13 protein-coding genes, 2 tRNA genes and 3 rRNA genes are annotated in these 21,780 nt (G+C 42.8%); 11 read left to right on the top strand and 7 right to left on the bottom strand.

Translation table 11 applies throughout. The features are described 5' to 3' along the window. The 6 genes from IH879_06110 to IH879_06085 form a co-directional block, all read left to right on the top strand. A 16S ribosomal RNA gene (locus IH879_06110) occupies positions 1–390 on the top strand; the annotation flags it as partial. A 123-nt stretch (positions 391–513) separates the two neighbouring features. After that, positions 514–589: transfer RNA gene (locus IH879_06105), tRNA-Ile, on the top strand. 53 nt (positions 590–642) lie between these two features. Next, a tRNA-Ala gene (locus IH879_06100) sits at positions 643–715 on the top strand. Between the two features lie 127 nt (positions 716–842). Beyond that, positions 843–3,866, top strand: a 23S ribosomal RNA gene (locus IH879_06095). A gap of 85 nt (positions 3,867–3,951) precedes the next feature. Then, positions 3,952–4,068 (top strand): 5S ribosomal RNA (gene rrf, locus IH879_06090). 711 nt (positions 4,069–4,779) lie between these two features. After that, a complete protein-coding gene (locus tag IH879_06085) occupies positions 4,780–5,982 on the top strand; it encodes a tetratricopeptide repeat protein (protein ID MCH7674509.1) in 1,203 nt (400 codons plus the stop codon). 71 nt (positions 5,983–6,053) lie between these two features. On the opposite strand, the gene IH879_06080 is transcribed toward IH879_06085, so the two are convergent. The 7 genes from IH879_06080 to IH879_06050 form a co-directional block, all read right to left on the bottom strand. Next, positions 6,054–6,509 carry a hypothetical protein gene (locus IH879_06080; protein ID MCH7674508.1) on the bottom strand — a complete coding sequence of 152 codons (456 nt, stop codon included), beginning with the start codon at positions 6,507–6,509 and terminating at the stop codon, positions 6,054–6,056. A 217-nt stretch (positions 6,510–6,726) separates the two neighbouring features. Beyond that, on the bottom strand, positions 6,727–10,035 hold the full coding sequence (locus tag IH879_06075; protein ID MCH7674507.1) for a UvrD-helicase domain-containing protein: 3,309 nt from the start codon (positions 10,033–10,035) through the stop codon (positions 6,727–6,729). A 236-nt stretch (positions 10,036–10,271) separates the two neighbouring features. Then, complete coding sequence (locus IH879_06070) at positions 10,272–11,030, bottom strand: hypothetical protein (GenBank protein MCH7674506.1); 759 nt, start codon at positions 11,028–11,030, stop codon at positions 10,272–10,274. Between the two features lie 213 nt (positions 11,031–11,243). After that, a complete protein-coding gene (locus IH879_06065; GenBank protein ID MCH7674505.1) occupies positions 11,244–12,056 on the bottom strand; it encodes a hypothetical protein in 813 nt (270 codons plus the stop codon). A gap of 224 nt (positions 12,057–12,280) precedes the next feature. Continuing rightward, positions 12,281–13,390: a tetratricopeptide repeat protein gene (locus IH879_06060; protein ID MCH7674504.1), complete on the bottom strand. Its 1,110-nt coding sequence runs from the start codon at positions 13,388–13,390 to the stop codon at positions 12,281–12,283. 308 nt (positions 13,391–13,698) lie between these two features. Next, a complete protein-coding gene (locus tag IH879_06055) occupies positions 13,699–13,989 on the bottom strand; it encodes an SWIM zinc finger family protein (protein MCH7674503.1) in 291 nt (96 codons plus the stop codon). A 223-nt stretch (positions 13,990–14,212) separates the two neighbouring features. Further along, the gene (locus IH879_06050; protein ID MCH7674502.1) at positions 14,213–14,845 is read right to left on the bottom strand and encodes a hypothetical protein; all 633 of its coding nucleotides are present in this window, start codon (positions 14,843–14,845) and stop codon (positions 14,213–14,215) included. Positions 14,846–15,332: 487 nt separating this feature from the next. On the opposite strand from IH879_06050, the gene IH879_06045 reads away from it, so the two are divergent. The 5 genes from IH879_06045 to IH879_06025 form a co-directional block, all read left to right on the top strand. After that, positions 15,333–17,513, top strand: coding sequence for an FdhF/YdeP family oxidoreductase (locus IH879_06045; GenBank protein MCH7674501.1), 2,181 nt, complete (start codon positions 15,333–15,335; stop codon positions 17,511–17,513). Positions 17,514–17,558: 45 nt separating this feature from the next. Continuing rightward, positions 17,559–18,800 carry an adenosine deaminase family protein gene (locus IH879_06040; GenBank protein ID MCH7674500.1) on the top strand — a complete coding sequence of 414 codons (1,242 nt, stop codon included), beginning with the start codon at positions 17,559–17,561 and terminating at the stop codon, positions 18,798–18,800. A gap of 199 nt (positions 18,801–18,999) precedes the next feature. After that, complete coding sequence (locus IH879_06035; GenBank protein ID MCH7674499.1) at positions 19,000–19,512, top strand: sigma-54 factor interaction domain-containing protein; 513 nt, start codon at positions 19,000–19,002, stop codon at positions 19,510–19,512. Between the two features lie 279 nt (positions 19,513–19,791). Then, positions 19,792–20,514: a YIP1 family protein gene (locus IH879_06030; GenBank protein MCH7674498.1), complete on the top strand. Its 723-nt coding sequence runs from the start codon at positions 19,792–19,794 to the stop codon at positions 20,512–20,514. Positions 20,515–20,553: 39 nt separating this feature from the next. Continuing rightward, positions 20,554–21,780: efflux RND transporter periplasmic adaptor subunit (locus tag IH879_06025; protein MCH7674497.1), on the top strand; the 1,227-nt coding region annotated here is incomplete at its 3' end.

Below are 21,780 nucleotides of genomic sequence, written 5' to 3'. Positions count from 1 at the left end.
GGGGACTGCCGGTGAGAAGCCGGAGGAAGGTGGGGATGACGTCAAGTCCTCATGGCCCTTACGCCCAGGGCTACACACGTGCTACAATGGTCGGTACAGCGGGGAGCTAAGCCGCGAGGTGGAGCAAATCCCTGAAAACCGGCCTCAGTTCAGATTGCAGTCTGCAACTCGACTGCATGAAGTCGGAATCGCTAGTAATCGTGGATCAGAACGCCACGGTGAATACGTTCCCGGGCCTTGTACACACCGCCCGTCACGCCATGGAAGTCGGTAGCACCCAAAGTCGCTGGCCCAACCTTCGGGAGGGAGGCGCCTAAGGTGAGATCGATGACTGGGGCGAAGTCGTAACAAGGTAGCCGTACCGGAAGGTGCGGCTGGATCACCTCCTTTCTAGGGAGAAAATGTTTTAGGTTCGACTGAGAATCTAAGCGTACTCCTAGGTCGAACTCAATTGACAGCATGAGTCGGCACACTCTTTTTTTATTTCCGAAGAGTTGAGCAGGGTTTAAAAATGGGCCTATAGCTCAGCTGCGGTTAGAGCGCACGCCTGATAAGCGTGAGGTCGGTAGTTCAACTCTACCTAGGCCCACGATAATAAAGTGGGGTCGGTGAGTGGGTTGAAGACTTGGCCTTTTCTATGATGGGGCTGTAGCTCAGCTGGGAGAGCGCCGCCCTTGCAAGGCGGAAGTCGTCGGTTCGATCCCGTCCAGCTCCACAAAAACAAATTCCAAGACATTATTCTTTTTTATTTCTAAATAAAAGAATTGTTCTTTGACAATTTAAGAATCAAGGTATATTTACAAATTTAAACCCTTAACTATCTGTTGTTAATCATGATTTTTGGTTAAGATACTAAGGGCATACGGTGGATGCCTTGGCACAAGAAGACGATGAAGGACGTGGTAAGCTGCGAAAAGCCTCGGGGAGGTGCAAACAACCTTAGAGCCGGGGATTTCCGAATGGGGCAACCCTTCTGGAGTCATGTCCAGAAATCCTCTGCTGAATCCATAGGCAGAGTGAAGACAACGGAGGGAACTGAAACATCTAAGTACCTCCAGGAAAAGAAAACAACCGTTATTCCCTAAGTAGCGGCGAGCGAACGGGGAACAGCCTAAACCCGTTTCATGTTAAAGTCTGACTGCGTTGTGAGACGGGGGTTGCGGGAATTAATTTGACCTCAAGTCGGTGGGGTCGGAAAGTTACAAATCACCCTTTTAGCCGAAGCACTCTGGAAAGTGTGCGCCAAAGAAGGTGACAGCCCTGTAGGTGAAAAAAGAGGTGACTTTCTTATTGATTTCCCAAGTACCGCGGGACACGAGAAATCTTGCGGGAATCTGGGTGGACCACCACCCAAGGCTAAATACTCTCTTGTGACCGATAGTGAACTAGTACCGTGAGGGAAAGGTGAAAAGTACCCCTGGCGGGGAGTGAAATAGTACCTGAAACCGTATGTCTACAAGCAGTGGGAGTTTTCAGTTGTCTTCGGACATCTGCGAACGACCGCGTGCCTTTTGCATAATGAGCTGGTGAGTTACTTTACGTTGCAAGATTAAGGCTTTCAGAGCCGTAGTCGTAGCGAAAGCGAGTCTGAATAGGGCGTTTCAGTAGCGTGGAGTAGACGCGAAGCCGGGTGATCTACCCATGGCCAGGGTGAAGCGGCCGTAACAGGTCGTGGAGGCCCGAACCCACTAAGGTTGAAAACTTAGGGGATGAGTTGTGGGTAGGGGTGAAAGGCCAATCAAACCCGGAGATAGCTCGTTCTCCTCGAAATAGTTTTAGGACTAGCCTCGTATGATAGAGTGACGGGGGTAGAGCACTGAATGGGCTAGGGCCCTCACAAGGGTACCAACCCCAAACAAACTCCGAATACCGTTTACTTGTTTTACGGGAGTCAGGCTATGGGGGATAAGCTTCATAGCCGAGAGGGAAACAACCCAGACCGTCAGTTAAGGTCCTCAAGTATGAACTAAGTGATAAAGGATGTGAGAGCGCTCAGACAACCAGGATGTTGGCTTAGAAGCAGCCACCATTTAAAGAGTGCGTAACTGCTCACTGGTCAAGCGGTCTTGCGCCGACAATTGCCGGGACTTAAGTTCATCACCGAAACTACGGATTCGTGCTTGCACGAGTGGTAGAGGAGCGTTCCATTGACCTGCGAAGGTGGACTGTGAGGTCTGCTGGAGGAGATGGAATTGATTATGCCAGCATGAGTAGCGATAAAAGAGGTGAGAATCCTCTTCACCGAAAATCTAAGGTTTCCTGAGTAAAGTTCGTCTGCTCAGGGTTAGTCGGACCCTAAGCCGAGGCCGAAAGGCGTAGGCGATGGAAAACGGGCGAATATTCCCGTACCACCAAAAAGCGTTAACTTAAGGGGTGACGCAGAAGTGACAGGTCAGCCGGACTCTGGATTGCCGGTCTAAGTGCGTAGGAGTGTGGATAAGGTAAATCCGATCCACTTTAACTTCGAGACACGAATGGGAAATGAGGCTTTGCCAAACCAACTGACCGTAAGCATGCTGCCAAGAAAAACCTCGTAGGTTGTTTTAGGTGACCGTACTGTAAACCGACACAGGTAGATGGGGAGAGAATCCCAAGGTGCGCGAGTGATCTCTGGTTAAGGAACTAGGCAAATTAACCCCGTAACTTCGGAAGAAGGGGTGCCCTGATTAGGTGAAAGACTTCGCGTCTGGAGCTGAAAAGGGTCGCAGTGACCAGGCCTGGGCGACTGTTTACTAAAAACACAGGTCTCTGCAAAGCCGTTAAGGCGAAGTATAGGGACTGACACCTGCCCGGTGCTGGAAGGTTAAGGGGATAGGTTATCCCGACTTGTCGGGAGAAGCTTTGAACCGAAGCCCCAGTAAACGGCGGCCGTAACTATAACGGTCCTAAGGTAGCGAAATTCCTTGTCGGGTAAGTTCCGACCTGCACGAATGGTGTAACGACTTGGGCACTGTCTCAACCAGAGGCTCGGCGAAATTGTAGTACCGGTGAAGATGCCGGTTACCCGCGACGGGACGGAAAGACCCCGTGAACCTTTACTATAACCTAGCATTGGATTTTGGCATTGCATGTGTAGGATAGGTGGGAGACTTTGAAGCGTCGACGCTAGTAGGCGTGGAGTCAACCTTGAAATACCACCCTTGTTTTGGTAGAATTCTAACCTAGGCCCGTTATCCGGGTCGGGGACCATGCTAGGCGGGTAGTTTGACTGGGGCGGTCGCCTCCAAAAGAGTAACGGAGGCGCCCAAAGGTTCCCTCAGCACGGTCGGTAATCGTGCGTAGAGTGTAAAGGCATAAGGGAGCTTAACTGCGAGACATACAGGTCAAGCAGGTGCGAAAGCAGGGCTTAGTGATCCGGTGGTTGCGTGTGGAAGCGCCATCGCTCAACGGATAAAAGGTACTCCGGGGATAACAGGCTTATCGGGCCCAAGAGTTCACATCGACGGCTCGGTTTGGCACCTCGATGTCGGCTCATCGCATCCTGGGGCTGGAGAAGGTCCCAAGGGTTGGGCTGTTCGCCCATTAAAGCGGTACGTGAGCTGGGTTTAGAACGTCGTGAGACAGTTCGGTCCCTATCTGTCGCGGGCGTAGGAGATTTGAGGGGAGCTGCTTCTAGTACGAGAGGACCGAAGTGGACGAACCCCTAGTGTACCAGTTGTCTCTCCAGAGGCATTGCTGGGTAGCTATGTTCGGAAGGGATAAGCGCTGAAAGCATCTAAGTGCGAAGCCCACCCCAAGATGAGATCTCCCTTCCCGATTCGTCGGGACTAAAGGCTCCTCGGAGACGACGAGGTTGATAGGCCATAGGTGTAAGCGCAGTAATGTGTTCAGCCGAGTGGTACTAATAAGCCGTGAGGCTTAACCATTATTTTTGGTTAGCAGCAGATTGTTAAGGGTTTAAAATCAAGAATATGCCAATAAGCCATTCTTAAATTGTAATTCGGAAATTTTTCCGGTGGCAATAGCGAAGGAGAAACACCTCTTCCCATTCCGAACAGAGTAGTTAAGCCCTTCAGCGCCGATGGTACTGCCCTGGAGATGGGGTGGAAGAGTAGGACGTCGCCGGGATTTTATTTTAAAAAGGGAAAAGTTTTTTTACTTTTCCCTTTTTAATTTTCTGGCTAAGTTGAATAAGGCTGCAATAGTTGTCGGAAGCAAAAACGAGGTGCAATTGAAAGTTTTGTGGGAGATAAAAGGATATATTTTTAAAATTTGAAAATGGGTAAACAGGAAGTAAAAAAGCGGAATAAATTATTCCGCTTTTTTACTACGACATGAAACTCCTATTTTGAAGAAAGAATTTTATACATTCCGGTGCCGCATTTTGAACATTTACCTTTCATTGCAGGTCGACCATTTTTCATAGTAACCCTTTCCGGGTCTTCCATATCCCTTTTCTCCCGACACTTAACACAATAAGCTGTCTCAGCCAATCCAATCACCTCCTTCTCTTAGGTTTCCTTCCCCCTTATTCTCTTGTGCCTAAATTTATAATTTTTCGCACAAATGTCAAGCGGAAAATACGATAGTGTAGCAAAAAATCAGAATAATCAAAAAATGCTTATATAACAATTTTTTGATTAAATTGGGTAGAAAACATTTGAAATTAACATTAGTAAGTCATATTTTATATGTCGGTGAATCCTGTACGCAATTCAGGGAGTTGATTCTCTTTATCGTCGTGGAATAGATTGTGATAAATGAAATATTTACTTAAAAGAATGTTTATGTTGTTGATCGCTGGGTAATTTTTTAATTTCAAAGTAAAGGAAATGATTTATGAAATTTTTCAGAAAGTTTGCTCGGGAGTTGGGCTTTTATTTTGCAGTAATGGTTTTGTTCAGCTATTGTGCCTCAACTCCAAAACGTACTTTTAAACAAAGAACAATTGGTCTATACGTTCAGGGTGCGGAGTTACATAGAAAGGGTAATTACATTCAGGCAAGATATCTTTTAAATCAAGCAATCGACTTTAATTCAGAATTTGCCGAAGCATATTATGTTTTAGGATTAACATTTCTGCAAACGAATGATTTTGATACAGCCATTGAAGAGCTTAATAAAGCAGAGGAGTTGAAGCCTATTACGGAGAAACCAGGCTATGATAAGGCCGACATTAGGTTCAATATCGGTCTAGCATATATCGGTTTAGAGGAATTCGATTCAGCTTCAGAAAATTTAAAAGAAGCAATTAATTCGCGAAGTGATTACGCTGAAGCACACTATAACTTAGCGTATATCGAAGAAAAGATGGAGAATAATACCGAAGCAGAGAAACATCTAAGAAATGCAATCGAGGTTGACTCTGTTATGGATAAAGCACATTTGACATTGGGAATACTGCATAGAAAAGACGGAGACTTGGAAGAAGCTCAAAAGCAGTTTGAAAAGGCTATTGAGATAAATAAAGACAACAAAGCAGCTTACAATGAATTAGGTAAACTCTTCCGTGAACAGAAAAAGTTTGAAGAAGCAAGGAGGCTTTTGCGTCGAGCTACACAGATCGATGAAAAATATGTTGAGGCATATCTGAATCTGGGCATCGTTTATGTGGATATGAATGTCTACGAAAAAGCTTTGGAAAACTTTATCAAAACAACTGAGCTTGATGCGACTCTTCCTGAAGGATACATGAATTTAGCTCAAGTGAATTATTTGCTTGCTGATACAACAGCTGCGCTGGAAAATTATCAAAAGGTCCTAAACCTAGAACCAAAAAGAAAACTGGCAAATTTCCAGATAGGACAAATACTCGATCAACAGGGGAAATCTTCCGAAGCGATTGAAGCCTACCGGCAGGAGATTGAAAACAATCCGGAACATCCTTCCAGCCATTTAAATTTGGCTGTGCTACTCCAGAAATCTAAGCAAATTAACGAGGCAGTCGAGGAATTTCGAAAGTTTGTAACGTTAGTACCAGAGAAAGATGAAAGGGCGGTTAAGGTGAAAAAGGTACTTGCACAACTTGAAAAGCTGAACTAATCAGCCGTTATTGATAAGATAAAAAAGGGTTGCTTCAAATAAGCAACCCTTTTTTTAAAGGATTCAATTTTTCAAGGTCTGGGTCTGGGAGGACATTTCCCACTTCCGCCTCCCGAAATCGAGATGATTCCCCTGCGACCTCCAAAGCCTTTGGCATTCACTAAACCATCCGCAATCACTTTCGTATCAGGTACATCGCCCTGAATTGGCGTAAAAATGCCTTCTTCGTCCACAGAGAGCTCCTGTATTACAAATTGAAAGGATTCTTGCAGTTCGCTTAAACTTGCCAGCGATGCTAACATGACAGCTTCTTTATTGACGTTCACATTTTCAGCTACTAATTTTTTACTGGTGCTTGAAGACAACCCAACTTTTTTTCCTGCTTTCTTAGCTGAAGAAGAATTTGATTGAAGATTTCCCTTCCGACTGGTATTACTTTTCAAATCCAAATCCTTAAGAGTAACAAGCTCAAATTCTATATTCTCTTCTTTTGCTGTCATAAGGCCAGCAATTTTGTCTCTATTCATAGCCGCGAGTGCAATGCCCAAAAAAAGATGTAAAACTAAGGAGAAAGCAACCGCTTTTCGGGTTGTAATCTTAAATCCTTTTTTATACCGAGTTTGAATCCTGTTTGAAAGCTGTTGTAAAATCTTGTCATGCATGGCTGACTCCTTTTTCCAAGTTTGCATGTAAATTTACTAACATAGTTACAAATTGTCAAGACTTATATTCCTTATCCAAAAGTTAAAATAAATCTAGTTGATTACGTTTTTTCATTTCTTTGATTTTCTTCTTGAAATCTCTTTGCTTTATTTCTTTAAGAGCCTCTTCAATATCGTTTAAAAAACGGGACGGACTATTTTCACATTGCTTCCCAAACAGAAAGCGTTTCTTGGCATTCATCAGAATGAGTTTCTTCTGAGCACGGGTCATGCCAACATAAAATAGGCGGCGTTCTTCTTCGAGGTCTAAGTCCTCACCTTTTTTCTGATATGGAATCAAATTTTCTTCACAGCCGACTATAAGAATGACAGGGAACTCCAACCCCTTCGAAGCATGCAAAGTCATTAGTGTAACCCTATCGACCCTTGGGTCGTATTCATCAGTTTCTGTTTGCAACACAGTTGAGTCCAGAAAATCGCTCAATCGATTTTCAAATGGTTTGCATCGTAAAAAGAGCTGGTTAAGTAGCACTTTTAACTTTTCATTTTTATCAAAATAATTTGGCGGATAAAATTTTTCAATGATTTTTTCAATAACCTCTATGGCATTTAGATTACTATTTTGATTAAAAAAGTTGAGTTCGTTGTTTTTTCGGTCTCTGTTGTTCTGAACACTTTTTTTATGGCAATCTGAGGTCGGGTTGTTTAGTAATTTTAAATAATCCAGAATTTGACTAACCTCCTTTCGCTCATAAAATGGAGTTTCCCCAACAGTTTGATACGGAATTCCCGAGCGTTGAAAGGCTTCAATTAATAATCTGCTTTGCGCATTCAGACGAAAAAGCACTGCAAAATCACTGAAAGTTGCCTGAGCATCCACAGCTTCATTGATCACTCTTTCGGAATCAAGAGAGAAATAGCTCGTGCCGCCTACCATTTTTTCTATTTCGTGAACGACATACTCCGCTTCAGCTTTGTCAGTCGGTGCGCTGTAAATTTCCAGTTTGGTTTGACTAATGATTCCAGACCAGATATCAACATTTTTCCGTTCGGGATTTTTTGAGATTAATTGAGAAGAAGCATTCAAAATGGTTTGGCTCGAACGATAATTCTGATTTAAGGCAACCGTTATTGCATTGGGAAAGTCTTCTTGAAATTTTAGAAAAAATTCTTTATTTGCACCTCGAAATCCGTAAATTGCTTGATCAGGATCCCCAATTACACAGAGATTGCTCTCGCCACTTGTCAGGAGCTTCAGCAATTGATATTGAGCAAAATTGATATCTTGATATTCGTCAACTGAAATCCATTTGAAACGGGCTGAGTACTTTTCTATGAATTTTGAATTTTCTTGAAATAGCTGGACAGGATAAAAAATCAGATCATCAAAATCCAACATGTGATTTCTTCTTAGTTCTGACTGGTACTTTTGATAGACATTCTTAAATTCGTTTGATAAATTTTCATCGGAATTTTTCGGAGTAAGAAGTTGGCTTTTTGCTTTCGAAATTGCCTCGAGCGTTTGCTTGAGATTCCTTTCTTTCAATCCAGAAGTTATATTCTTTAGAACCGTTAACTGATCCTTTTCAGTGCAGATGGAAAAATTTGAGGGAACGCCAATTCGATGCCCATCCTGTCTTAAGATTTGCGCACCTAAAGCATGAAATGTTTCAATGGTCATTTCGTTGGCTTTGCCGAAATCTAATAGTTTGTTTAGGCGCTCCTGCATTTCCTGCGCAGCTTTGTTTGTAAAGGTGAGCGCAAGAATGTTTTGTGGCTCAATTCCATTTTTACCTACTAAATAGGCAATGCGGTGGGTGAGTGTTCGAGTCTTACCTGTACCCGGTCCGGCAACAATGATAACCGGTTTATCAATACAGAGGACTGCGGCCTCTTGCTGGCTATTTAATTCTATTAAAGCTAACTGATCTTTTTCAACTGGTGCCTTTTTTTTAAGTAAATTATTCTTTGGGAAAGTTTGCTCACTTTGGCTATCTTTTTTATTTGATGTTTTGGAGATCGCGGAGGTGCCGTAATTTTGGCTTTCGGTCTTGTCGGAGATTTTTAGTTGTTGTTTTGACTTGGGTTTACCTTTGATCTGTTCTTCAAAAAATCCCAATTGGCTGGAATATTTTGCGCGTTCCAGATCTTCAAATAGGCGGATGCTGCCATATTCTCCGTCGTATCCGGGTGCAATCTGCACTTCACCTTTGCGCATTCTTCGGATCCCTTCCGATAAAAGTGAGCCGCCCAATTTTTCTATTTCCACCAACGGTGCATCTTCCAGGATATGTAATTCAGGACCTAACTTTGAGAGCAAAAACTCCCAGCTTTCATTGACTCGTTTCGTGTTGACTCCACAACTGTAAACCTCTGCTAAAATTTCTGGTAAAGGAATAAGATTCCTGAAGGGTTGACTTTTTGCGGGCTTTTCTCCGAGTGCTCTGTCAGCCAGGGTGTTTACCCGGTGCATCACGCCTACCGTTACTTCTCTTCCACATTCCGGGCAAATCCGGTTGTGTTTTAGTGTTGTTTTAGGATCCCAGCGCACTTTGCATTTTCTATGGCCATCATAATGGTATTTGCCTTCCTCAGGAAAGAACTCGATTGTACCGAGAAATTGCTTAGGGTCGCCGGTCTTTAAAGCATTAAAGAGCGCAGGGTAGGAGAGTTCAGTATCAAAAACGTTTGCCTCTCTCGCTAATTTCGGTGGCGAATGCGCATCTGAATTTGAAACCAGCGTGTAATTATCCAGAGCTGAGAGCCGCCAATTCATGGGCGGATCAGATGAAAGTCCGGTTTCCAGGGCAAAGATATGCCCGGTCAAATCTTCGAAGCATTCTTCTATTGAGTCGAAGCCGGACATCGAGCCAAAAAGTGCAAACCAGGGCGTCCAGATGTGTGCCGGAATGAAGTGACCTTGCGGATCGGTTTCTAAAACAATTTCCAGCAAATCCCGGGAATCAAGTCCTAAAATCGGCCGACCGTCCGCCCGAATATTGCCGATTTTTTCAAGCCGGGCTTGAAATTTTTCCACCGCATCGAAAGAAGGCATAAAAACAACGTTGTGAATTTTTCGGACCTTGTCGTTCTTTTTGTAGATATTGCTGATTTCTCCCGCAAGCATGAAACGAACCGTTCCGTGACAGCTTTTCGGAACCTCAGTCTGGATTGATTTTGCAAATTCTTCCTTTAAGCGGAAGAGTCCGTCTTCAGCAGGTTCAAGCTTCTTTTTCATTTCTGCCAGCCAGCCCGGGTGGGCGATGTCGCCGGTGCCGACGACATGGACACCTTTGAGCTGTGCCCATTTGCTGAGATATTCTAAATTGAGATTTTTACTTGTAGCGCGGGAAAAATGAGAGTGGAGATGAATATCAGCGACAATTTTCATTGACTTTACTGGGAGTTTTAAAACAATGTAACACTAAAGATCAAGATTGTCAAGCGCCCAAAAGAAGCTGAGGCTAAGGAAAGACCGGAGTGGAGTAGGGGCAAATAAACGTCTTCTCCTCAATCCTAACTTATTTTGCGATTGCAATATACTGTCTCTTTGGTTTTTTAAACCAGTTTCGAACTAGTTTCTTATTACCCTTTTGATAAAGAGAGAATAACAAGTTTTGATTAACTTTATTCTAAATTAAAATTAATTACCTCAAACTCATCTTTGCTGTCAAAAAGAACTCCTGTTCCATCCGGATTGTCTGGGGTTGTAACCCTGATATCTTTTACTATTACGCTCCTTTTTACCAGCCCTTTTGAACAAATAAAATCAAAAAACTCAATATCACTACCAAAGTCTATAATCCACTGGATTTTAATACAATCGAAATCTCCAGCAGGAGTTTCAACTTTTTCTTTTCCTAACACCTTTTTTTCTGTTGTAGCGAAATTGTTAGTACTGTAAATCCATTGTGAGCCAATTTCCAGGGGATATTGCAAACTTTTGAATGGGGGGTCCTCGATAATCAAAGTATCTGCCGTTGTGATGTTATTTACAACTACTCTTTCAATAAATAATAGAATTTCTCTGATATTACTAAAATATCTGTCTTGAAACAAGAGCTGCTTTTTTACAGCTGATTTTAAAAGTATGGCAACTGGATTTGAGTGTGCGTACAGAAAAAGACCGTCCGCTTGATTTTTGTAATAGCTATCGTCTTCAAATTTAAAAGAGAGATTTTCAAAGGTCTCGGTCGTATGGAACACAAAAGTTTCCACAGAATTAGGTAAAGTATCCATTCTAACAATTTCTGATACCAAGTTAGCAACAATGGTTGGAGCTAAGTTAATACCAGTAGTATCGCCACGAATATTGAAAGTAGAGAACGTTCTTGCATATTCCCATTTATTGCCGATTTTAAGCGGAAAAGCAAAATCTTCAGCCAAAGGTCCGGTTGGGTTGTCTTCCTTGCAACCAAAGAAAAAAGCAAAAATTAGAAACAAACAGGAAACTTTGTTTATTTTATTTATTCTTTCCTTCCTCCACGTTAATAAACGATACTCTGTAAAGATACTAAGTATTGCCTATTAGTTCATTTGTCTTAGTTACTTTTGCTCGTAAAAACTGAGATTACAGAGGCGCCATCCACAGTGGGAATACTAATACCAAACACGCAAGCCAACTTTGAATCCGTCCAGCAGGTCAGATGATTTGTTCTTGAGGATTCGTAAACCGCCCAAAACTTCAAATCGGCCAAATAAAATTCCGGCATTGGCCTCTACAGTATAAAGAGGTGCATTGCTGATATAAGCGACCGCTAAACTGGTTTCGATGATCAAAGGTTTTTTAGGAAAGAACTGCAAGTCTACAGCGATTTCAGGACCGCCGTGAGCCCGGTTTCTATGAAATCCCCTGAAGCCGCCTTCGAGATTCAAAATCATTTGCGGCGAACGATAAAGTGAATGGCCGTAGCGAATTCCCCAAAATGTAAGTTGGTCTTTTGTTTTCCGAAAGCCGTTCTCAAATAAATCTTCCTGATAAAAGGCTACATCAAAAGCCAATTTGCTGCTGCGGACAAATTGGGTTTCCCATTTTAACATAAAACTTCTGACATTGCTTCGGTGGACTTGGTGGTAACTGAACTCGGTATTAAAAAAGTAGCTTCGATAATCATCCGAATGGCTCATGAAACCATTTTCTCCGGCGTAAGGATGAGATGGAAACGGTCCAAACTCGGTTTCAGGCGTGCCTCCCCACAATTGGGAAATTTCACTAAAGCTTTCAAAGAAAAGCCATAGGAAGAATCTTGCCGATTCTTCAGTGTCTGAATCGCTGCCCGACTCTTCTTCTCCAAAGTCGTCTGCAAAATCTTCCAAGTCACCTGTGCCCTTCTCCTGCGCAAACGAAGGTCCAGTAATTATTAAAAGCCCGGGAAAAAGGCAAAAAAGCAAGACAAGTTTTAAGGATGGCATAGATTTTTCCAATAATTGTTTTAATTAAAAGCCCGTGTAATTTTTATCGAAACAAGCAAAGGCTATGCCATTGAAATAAAACGCCTAAAGAAAAAATAAGTCTTGATTTTAAAGGGGTTAGATTGACGGGATGAGTAAAATTCAGGAGAGGGATGGCAATTTTATTTGCGGAAGATGTTTACTATATTAGCAACTTTAATACCTACTAAAAATTTGGAAGATAGTTACTTGTTTGTAGTGTTATTTGCTTCCGAGATCATAATTGATTTGATTTTATCCGCCAATTCAAAAAGTTCTTTTTTGATTTCAGAAAATTTTTCAAACGGGCCGTCCATTTCTTTTGAAAAATCGCACTCCTTCTCAAGATCGATGGCCTTTTTGCAAAGTCTTTGGGCCTCGAGCATATCGTTTAGATGGAATTGGCATTTTGCAGTTTGATACATAAGTTCTACTCTGTAGCTTACACTTTGGTATTTCGCTGCATTGAGCACTTTGTCAAGTTCATTAAAAGTTTCTTTGGCTTCAGCCCATCTTTCAAGTTTCTGATAAATTCTTCCCCGCCGATAAAGAAGAGTCGGATTGTTGGGAAACGATTCATAAAGGTGATCCGTCATTTCAAGAGCATTTTCAAACTCTTCTTCGTTATAATAAATTGCTGCCAACCCATACTTTGCATCGACATTCAGGAACTGGCCTTTTTCCACCGCAAGCTTAACATACTCAATTCCTTGCTGTCGGTTGTTCCGGGCAAAAGGTAAAGCTCTCAAGATTTTTGATTTGGCGCTCAACCAGTATTTTTGGAGTCCCAGACCATAGTAAGAATCATAAAATTCCGGACTATATGTTATTGCTTTCTTGAAGTTTTTTTGAACTTGCGATCCGTCTCTGAAAGCTTCCAGCCATTCGCCGCGCCTCGCTTTAAATACGCATCTCGATCCATAGGCGCACCCTAAATAAAAATAATTTCTGCCGTCTTTTTTGTTGTTTTTGACCGCTTTTTTAGCTAATTTAACCGAGAGATTCAGCAGGCTGTCGAATTCTGATTCATAAATTCTCACCCGATAATTTCTCATGATTGTTTGATAGGACGTCAGTAAACCAAAAGCACCTGCAGGTTCATCGGGATAGCGCTCACGAATAATATTTCCCAGTTGAATTGCCTCATCGAATTCTTCTCTATGATACCTCTCTGCCGCTTCTTTGTAGAGAGAAAGAAAGCTTCGGTCGGATTCTTCTTCGTTTTGGGCATGGATGGTTTCGGGTAAATACAGTGGAGCAAGCCAGGTTGCTATGGTTATAATCAAGATAGAGATATTCTTAAGGCTATGCCCCATGCTTTTCCTCCTATGGAAGTTGTCTTAACGATTAACGACTGATTCGGCTGGTTTAACAATTTGAGAGTCTTTAAATATAGAAACAAATGTGCCAATGCGCAAACGATATTTTTCTATTTCGTAATTTTTTAGAAAACTCTTAAAAGTATGTCAGATTTTGTGACATAGTTGTGGGCATCTGTCACGCTTGTAGGCAGGCCTGGTTTTATTGATTACGACTTTCACAGGGTGGCCGTTTTGGGGAAGGAGAGTTGAACAAGAAAAGAGTGACGACCCTTAAACAGACTTAAAAAACTTTTTCACAAATATTAATAACCATACTCGTCTTCATCAAACCACTCATCATTATCGTATTTTTTATCCTCCGCAAATCCCTCGATGCCTAACAGGGTCAGGCACTCCGTTCGTTTATAAATAATTTGCATAATCAATTCTTCAAGCTCCTTCCTCGATTTCTTTTTAAGCATTTCTGGCAGCGACTCCATGTTGAAAAATGTTTCCGGATCCTGCACCCAGGTGATTCCCAAGGCTGCGGCGTGTTTGCAGAACTGCTTTTCCGCGGGACAGGAACAAAACGTTCGGGTGATCCCATTTTTCAACGGTTAGAATCCGGTTACATATTTTCCATAATTACCATCCACCTCAGCGCGCACTTCACAAATGGATGGCCAAACAATGCGCTTACTAACATATTCCGAGCAAACATACTCAAAAGCCCGCTCAAAAGTAATTTGGCCGCCAGCTTCTCGGATTTTTTCTTCAGTTATGGTTGGAGTGGGTCGTCCATTTGCTTTTTATTAGAATTAGAGTCCATAGAAAACCTCAAAACGGTAACTCATCGTCCATGTCTTCTTCCACCCACGCTTCAGAATTCCGATGAATTTCCACCCCGATTTGATCCTTGCCATACTTGCGATAAAAAGGGGATTCAATGGCTTTTTCAATTTGCTCAAGAAGAAATTCCTGTCCCTCGATTTCAAGTTTGAGATTCATGATTTTATTTTCTTCAAGACAAATGAGATTGTCTATTCCACCAAGACTTCCCATTACAGTTAATTTGGGCTGCCCTTCAGGGGCGTGATCTTCGATGTTTTGCAAAAATTCTTTTTCAACTTCCAGTTGTTTTTTTCTATCTTCCGCCGCTTCAAGTTTACCCTCCATCTCAATAATCTCATTTTCGTAACGCTGCCAAAGTTCTACACGGACGTAGTCTTTTTCTTCGCGTTCGTTTTCAGGCGACAGCAACCCGAAAACACATTCATCAATTGCACAACCAATCCATTCTACCTCTTTTCCTCGAGATGATTTTCGAAATTCTTCAAGTGCGCGTAAAGCTTCCGGTTGGCGGATGTGGGCAAGCGTCATGGCATTACGTTCTAATTCTTCCTTTGAGGTATCAGGATCAAAAAGATCCTGTATCCATTTTTTTAGTTGTTGTGGTGTATAATCTTCCATTTTGACCTCCTGGGAATGAATGTTTTGAGTCATGTAAAATAAAAACTGAAATCTTATGATGCAAGTCTAAATTGATTTTATAACTCTGACTAATCTCAATACTCATTTTTTGGTTGAAGGTTAAGGAGAAATTTTGTTAATTGTAGCATAGGCTTCTGCAAAATGACAGTTTTTCACTACCTCCTTCCCAAGCTCCGCTTGGGAAGGAAAGCAACGTTGCGGAGAGCGACCCCGTCCCGACTTTCCTTAAATAATATAATAATGAAGTCGGGAGGAGGCGCTTGGAGCCCGCGCAGGATCCCTCGCCCCGTTTTTCAGGGCGAGGAGCCGGAGCGGCCCTACTACATAATCAAAATTTTTAGTACTTAAATTATTTTATTATGAACTACGAATAAAAAAGGAGGGGGTTGAATAAAAATGACAGCATATACTATTTTAGTTTCCTCTTATATTGGCTATTTTCTAAAAAATCGTTAAGAAATAATTCATGGCAAAACTCAAAGTCAAATCCGGGGGAGGATGGCCGGCTATTCGATATTCTTTTCGGATGGGGAAAAAAGCCGGCGGCGTGTTCAAACTTTATCGTGCTTTGAGGAGTTCGAACACCTGCAAGACCTGTGCGGTTGGCATGGGCGGGGTTTCCGGGGGAATGCGTAATGAACTTGGGCAAGGCTTTCAGGTCTGCAAAAAATCCATGCAGGCGCAGGCCCAGGATATGCAAGCCGGTATTCCGGCCGAGTTTTTTGAAAACACCTCGATTGATGATCTTTCTAAATTTACCGGTCGTGATCTGGAGTCCCTGGGTCGTTTGATTCATCCACTTTTTTTGTCAGAAGGAGCTACTCATTTTCAGGTAATTAGCCGGGAAGATGCCCTTACTAAATTGCTTGAAAATTGGCAAGCTGTGACTCCCGACCGCAGCTTTTTTTATACCTCCGGCCGTTCTTCAATGGAAGCTGCCTTTCTGGTTCAACTTTTGGCACGTCAATGGGGTACCAACAATGTTAACAACTGCTCTTATTATTGCCACCAGGCCTCCGGAGTGGGTCTCGCTCAAAGTTTAGGTGGGGGTACCAGCACTGTTTCTCTGGAAGATGTTAGAAAAGCCGATTTAGTGGTTCTGATTGGCGCTAACCCCGCCAGCAATCATCCGCGCTTAATGACTTACCTCGCAGAATTGCGCCGCCGCCGCGGCAAAGTGATTGTGATAAATCCGTTTAAAGAACTGGGGTTGCAGCGTTTTAATGTACCCAGCCAAATACGGTCACTCTTCTTTGGCTCTGAAATCGCGAGTCTTTATCTGCAGCCTCATTGCGGCGGCGATCTTGCTTTTCTTAAAGCTGCTGCAGTCTATCTTTGGCAGGAAAAAAAATGCAATCAAGCATTTTTAGCCAGTCACTGCAATCATTTTGAGAAGTTTCTAAAAGATCTAGAATCGGAAGATTTGCGACTGCTGCTTGAAAAATCCGGTATCTCTTTTGAGGATTTACGGATATTTTGTAATTATCTCATCGAATCACAAAACACAATTTACGCCTGGGCCATGGGAATTACCCATCAAGTGCATGGTGTAGAAAATGTTCGCGCCATTGCAAATTTAGCCTTAATGTTAGGAATGGTTGGCAAGCCGGGCGCTGGCCTCTTACCAATTCGAGGTCACAGCAACGTGCAAGGGATAGGCACTGTTGGGGTTGTGCCTAAGCTTAAACCGAAAATGGCTGAAGCATTATTCAGCAAGCTTAACATTCATGTGCCTGAAGTTTCAGGAAAGGACACATTTGCTTGCATGCAAGCGGCGCACAATGACGAGATAGATTTTGCTGTCCTCGTTGGCGGCAATCTTTACGGCGCGAATCCTGATCTCAATTGGTCCGGTGAAGCCTTGGGAAGAATCAACTTTACGGCTTTTATGAGTACCACGCTTAACCTGGGACATATTTCCGGACACGGGAAAAACAGTTTGATTTTGCCGGTACGTGCCCGCGATGAAGAAAAACAAAGCACCTCGCAAGAAAGCATGTTCAATTTTGTGCGTTTATCGGCCGGCGGTCAAAAGCCACCGGCAGATGATTTACCATCGGAAAGCGAAATTTTCGTGTATGTAGGAAAAGAGCTGTTTGGCGAAAATCCCATCCCCTGGTCTAAGCTGCAGGACCACCACGAAATTCGCAAATTTATCGCCCAAACGGTCCCCCAAATGGATGCCATCGATCAACTGGATACCGGAAAAGAATTCACTGTCCGCGGGCGAATTAAACACATGCCTAATTTCAATACTGAAAATAAAAAAGCAAATTTAGCAATTTTTGCAGTACCGGATGCCCGGCCAAAGGGCGGCGAGTTCAACTTAATGACTTTTCGTTCTGAGGGTCAGTTTAACACAATAGTTTATGAAGATGAAGACTTATACCGCGGGGTGGAACATCGAAAAGTTGTATTCATGAATGAAAAAGACATTACTTCAAATGAATTCCACGAGGGTGGCTGGGTGAATGTAGAAAGTGAAATTGGTGAAATGGCTGTCGAGTTGATAGAAGCCCCGATTCGGGAAGGCAATGTGGCAATGTACTATCCGGAGGCGAATGAGATTGTTCCGCGTGTGCTGGATCCGCAATCAAAGACGCCGGCTTTTAAACGAACGGCGGTGAGGATTTCTAAAGCGAGTTAATTTAGAAAAATGAAATACAATTGTTAGTTTATTAAGGATCCCAAAATGCCTCAACAAAATAAAATAAAATACACAGAAGATCTCGCCGAACTTATTAACCGAATTCCAAAAACCGATTTACATGTGCACCTAGACGGCTCACTTCGTTTGCAAACACTGATTGAATTCGCAAAGAAAGAGAATGTTGAGCTGCCGAGCGCCACAGTTGAGGGGTTAAACGAACTTGTGTTCAAAGATAATTATGCAAATCTCGAAGAGTATTTGAAAACATTTGGCTACTCCTGCGCGGTCATGCAAAAGCCTGAATACTTAGAGCAAATCGCTTATGAACTTGCCCAGGACAATCAGAATGAGGGTGTTCGTTACATCGAAGTGCGGTTTGCACCGCAGTTGCACATCAATAAAAATATGGACATGAAAATGGTGATTGCCAGTGTCGACAAGGGACTGGAACGCGCTCAGAAAGAATTTAATCTGCGTCCGGAAGTTAGGTCGGGTTATGAGCCGCCGTTTTATTATGGAATCATCGTGAGTGCCTTGCGAGCATTCGGCCCCTATTCAGAGTATTATGCGAACTTCATCAATTCACTGGTTTACTCAGATATGAAAAACATTGTGGGGCTTTGTTCTCTCGAATTGGCTCGAGGCGCCGTAAAAACTCGCGACGAACTCGGCGTGCTCATTGTAGCACTTGATCTCGCCGGAGCCGAGAAAGGCAACCCTGCAAAGGATCACCGAAAGGCCTTTCAATATGCACACGAAAATTTTCTGGCCAAAACAGTTCATGCCGGGGAGGCCTACGGACCTTCCTCTATTTTTCAAGCAATCACAGAATGTCATGCCGAACGCATCGGTCACGGCCTGTTTTTGTTCGACGCCACTAAAGTTGATGACGATTCGAGTCCCGACAAAGAGAAGTATGTTGATGAGCTAAGCCAGTACATTGCCGATCGCCGGGTTACCATTGAAGTCTGCCTGACCAGCAACTTGCAAACCAACCCGGCACTCAAGAGCCTTGAACAGCACTCTTTCAAGAAAATGATCGAGCGGGAACTCAGTACCAGCATCTGTACAGACAACCGAACGGTCAGCAAGACCACTGTTACAAACGAAATCAAGCTGGTGCTGCAAAATTTTGACATGAATCCCAGGACTTTAAAAAACATAATTGTGTATGGCTTTAAACGCAGCTTTTTCCCTGACCGATATGCAAAGAAGAGGGAGTATGTCCGCAAGTGCATCGATTATTATGAGAAATTGGTGCAGGGGACGATTTTGGAGGCGTAGCTTCTGTTTAAAATATTACGATTTTCTAAATTTTTCTTGCGTCTAAATTAATTTTTTGTTAGTTTTATAATTCCTCACTCATTTTTTTTGTTGAAATAGCCCTTTTAAAATTACGTCTCCCGATTTATTAAAAATTTGTTTTGGATAGATATATTTGATTTGTTCGTTGTGTTGTGTTTTTTATTGTGGAGGGTTGTCTATGGCGAAATTTCTTTTTGGGAAGAGCAGAGCTATGAATAAAATCAAGGAAAGTCTGCAAGCAATTTCGGAATCCGATCTTCCTATATTGATTGAAGGAGAGACCGGCACAGGCAAATCGCTGTTTGCTAAACAAATCCATAGGTTAAGTGGGAGAGCTTCCGGTGAATTTGTCAAATTAGATTGTGCAACCCTTCCTTCAAATTTGGTAGAAAGCGAATTGTTTGGACATGAGAAAGGCGCGTTTACTAATGCTATGGAAACTAAGCCGGGTATATTTGAGAGGGCAAATGGAGGTACGATATTCTTAGAAGAAATTGAAAATTTAGAAGGGTCTTTACAAGCAAAACTGTTGACTGTCTTAGAAGATAAGAAAATTAGAAGAGTTGGTGGTAGCAAGGATATTTCTGTCGACTTCAGACTAATATCGGCAAGCAATGATCATATTGCAAATAATGTTCAAGAAGGCAATTTTCGTCCAGATCTATTTTATGGCGGCGTGTGCATATCTTAAGCGATGATGATATAAGACAAACAGAGGGGAACAATATTTGTTCCCCTCTGTCTGATATTTGGTCAAATCCTATGATTCGTTCGTCAATAATGTGGTTGCGATCTCGTTTGATTATGAGGGTTCTGTTTAATTGGAACATCCTATCATTGTTGCTGATCGTTTTTGGTTTTTTGGCTTTTCTTGTCTATGCGATAGTCGCGATTGGCATGAGCGCCACCGTTTTACAAAACGCTAGTCATCTAACCTAAAAAAATCTCGGTTTTAAGGGAGGAGGAAATCATGTCTAACGATATTCAGATAAATAACAGTCCTAAGGTAGAAGAGCTCACTATCGTTCAAAGAATTGTGGGAATCTTTACATCGCCTGCCAAGACTTTTGCCAGTATTGACTTAAGCCCGACCTGGATTGTTCCGTTGGCTCTAGTGCTTGCAGTCAACCTGGTTTTCGTTTATTTTGCCAACGATATCATCTTAGAGGAAACCCTGGTACAGCAAGAAGAAGCGATGGTCGAGCGTGGCATGGATCCGGAGAAAATCGATCAAGCTATTGCACAAGTGGAAAAATGGACTCCTATCTCCATCTGGGTCTTTACAATAATCGGCCCTCCAATCATGTTAGCTATCGTATCGGGAGTTTTTTTGTTTGTCGGAAATGTTATTCTTGGCGGCAAAACCTCATTTAAAAAAGTGCTGAGTGTCACTGCTTGGTCATGGCTGATTTTTAGTCTTGCGGGGTTAGTAATGCTGCCGCTTGTTCTCTCCCAGGAAACGATGCAGATTTCATTTTCTTTGGCAACGTTCATGTCGGAAGAATCCAAGAACACATTTTTATATCGATTTCTGCAAAAAATTGATATTTTTACAATCTGGTGGATTGCGGTTTATTCTATCGGGTTAGGTGTAATCTATAAAATGAAAACTCAAAAAATAACCAGAGCCGTTGGAATTGTGTATTTTATTTATGCTGTGGTTGCGTCTGCTCTGGGCGGAATGTTTTCATAAACATTCTTTACCTCCAGCCAATAAATAGTGTGGAGAAAAATGGATCTTAAAAATAAAAAACTTTGGATTGCAGTTGGGGTCGGTGTGGTTATTGTGATCATGATCGTCGCCAATCTGCGACAGCGGCAAAAAAGTGCGACAAAAGTAGATGCGCAAAAAGTAGAAGAGCGGGAATTACGGGCAATTGTTTCAGCTTCAGGGAAAATTCGACCTAAAGTCAGCGTCGATATTAGCGCCAATACCAGCGGCAAGGTGGTTAAAGTGGCGGTCGACGAAGGTGATATTGTCGAAAAAGGTCAGTTTCTAATGCAGATCGATCCGACACCTGCAGAAGCCAATGTGCGGCAGATTGAGGCCAGTATCGCCGCAGCCAGGGCCAATATGGAGCTGGACGAGGCCAATCTAAGACAGCTTAAAGTGGAGCTCGATCGTCAGGAGACACTTTTTAAAAGGGACCTGACTTCTGAGGACGTCCTGCAAAAATCTCGCACCTCTCACGATGTACAGAAGCTGCAAACCCAGGCAAGGAAACAGGAAATCATGCGTCTACAGGCCATGCTGTTGGGAGCGCGTCATGAGCTGAGCAAGGTAAATATCCATGCGGATGTCTCCGGTGTGATAACCAAGCGTAATATCGAAGAGGGTGAGAATGTTTTTGTCGGCGCGTTTAATAATCCGGCGACTATACTTTTAACCATAGCGGATCTCTCCGTAATTGAAGCGGAGATCGAAGTCGATGAAACCGATATTGTGAATGTTCAAGTGGGCCATGAGTCGGTTATCAAAGTAGATGCCTACCCGGACAGCTCATTTAAAGGAGTCGTGACGAAAGTCGGTCACAGTCCGATTCTAAGTTTGGGTTCTCAACAACAGGCTACCAGCTTTGAAGTAGTCGTTCAACTAACCGAAACGATTCCTAATGTTCGTCCGGGCTTATCTTGTAAAGCTGAAATTACGACCGGGTATCGCGAGAAAGCCATTGCCGTACCCATCCAGGCGCTAACGTTGCGGAAACCCTCGGAGCTCAAACAAGAAAAGAAGAGAGCACGAAGACGCCGAACCTCCGAAGCCGCCAATGATATGACCAAGGAAGAAGAATCACAAGGAGCGTTTGTGATTAATGATGGTAAAGTTACATTTCATAAAGTAAAAACCGGCATCGCGGGTGACCGCTTTTTTGAAGTGATTTCAGGGTTAGAAGTTGGTAACGAAGTCGTAATTGGACCTTTTAAAGCGCTTCGACGTTTGCGCAACGAGGACCCGGTC

The sequence above is a fragment of the candidate division KSB1 bacterium genome (assembly GCA_022562085.1).
Lineage (GTDB): Bacteria > Zhuqueibacterota > Zhuqueibacteria > Oceanimicrobiales > Oceanimicrobiaceae > Oceanimicrobium.
Note: the sequence above shows the minus strand (reverse complement) of the source record. Positions and strands in the feature narration are given on the sequence as shown.

Coding starts and splice junctions, on each gene's coding strand:
- IH879_06085 (MCH7674509.1), top strand. CDS start 4,780: ATGAAATTTTTCAGAAAGTTTGCTCGGGAGTTGGGCTTTTATTTTGCA.
- IH879_06080 (MCH7674508.1), bottom strand. CDS start 6,509: ATGAATAGAGACAAAATTGCTGGCCTTATGACAGCAAAAGAAGAGAAT.
- IH879_06075 (MCH7674507.1), bottom strand. CDS start 10,035: ATGAAAATTGTCGCTGATATTCATCTCCACTCTCATTTTTCCCGCGCT.
- IH879_06065 (MCH7674505.1), bottom strand. CDS start 12,056: ATGCCATCCTTAAAACTTGTCTTGCTTTTTTGCCTTTTTCCCGGGCTT.
- IH879_06060 (MCH7674504.1), bottom strand. CDS start 13,390: ATGGGGCATAGCCTTAAGAATATCTCTATCTTGATTATAACCATAGCA.
- IH879_06050 (MCH7674502.1), bottom strand. CDS start 14,845: ATGGAAGATTATACACCACAACAACTAAAAAAATGGATACAGGATCTT.
- IH879_06045 (MCH7674501.1), top strand. CDS start 15,333: ATGGCAAAACTCAAAGTCAAATCCGGGGGAGGATGGCCGGCTATTCGA.
- IH879_06040 (MCH7674500.1), top strand. CDS start 17,559: ATGCCTCAACAAAATAAAATAAAATACACAGAAGATCTCGCCGAACTT.
- IH879_06035 (MCH7674499.1), top strand. CDS start 19,000: ATGGCGAAATTTCTTTTTGGGAAGAGCAGAGCTATGAATAAAATCAAG.
- IH879_06030 (MCH7674498.1), top strand. CDS start 19,792: ATGTCTAACGATATTCAGATAAATAACAGTCCTAAGGTAGAAGAGCTC.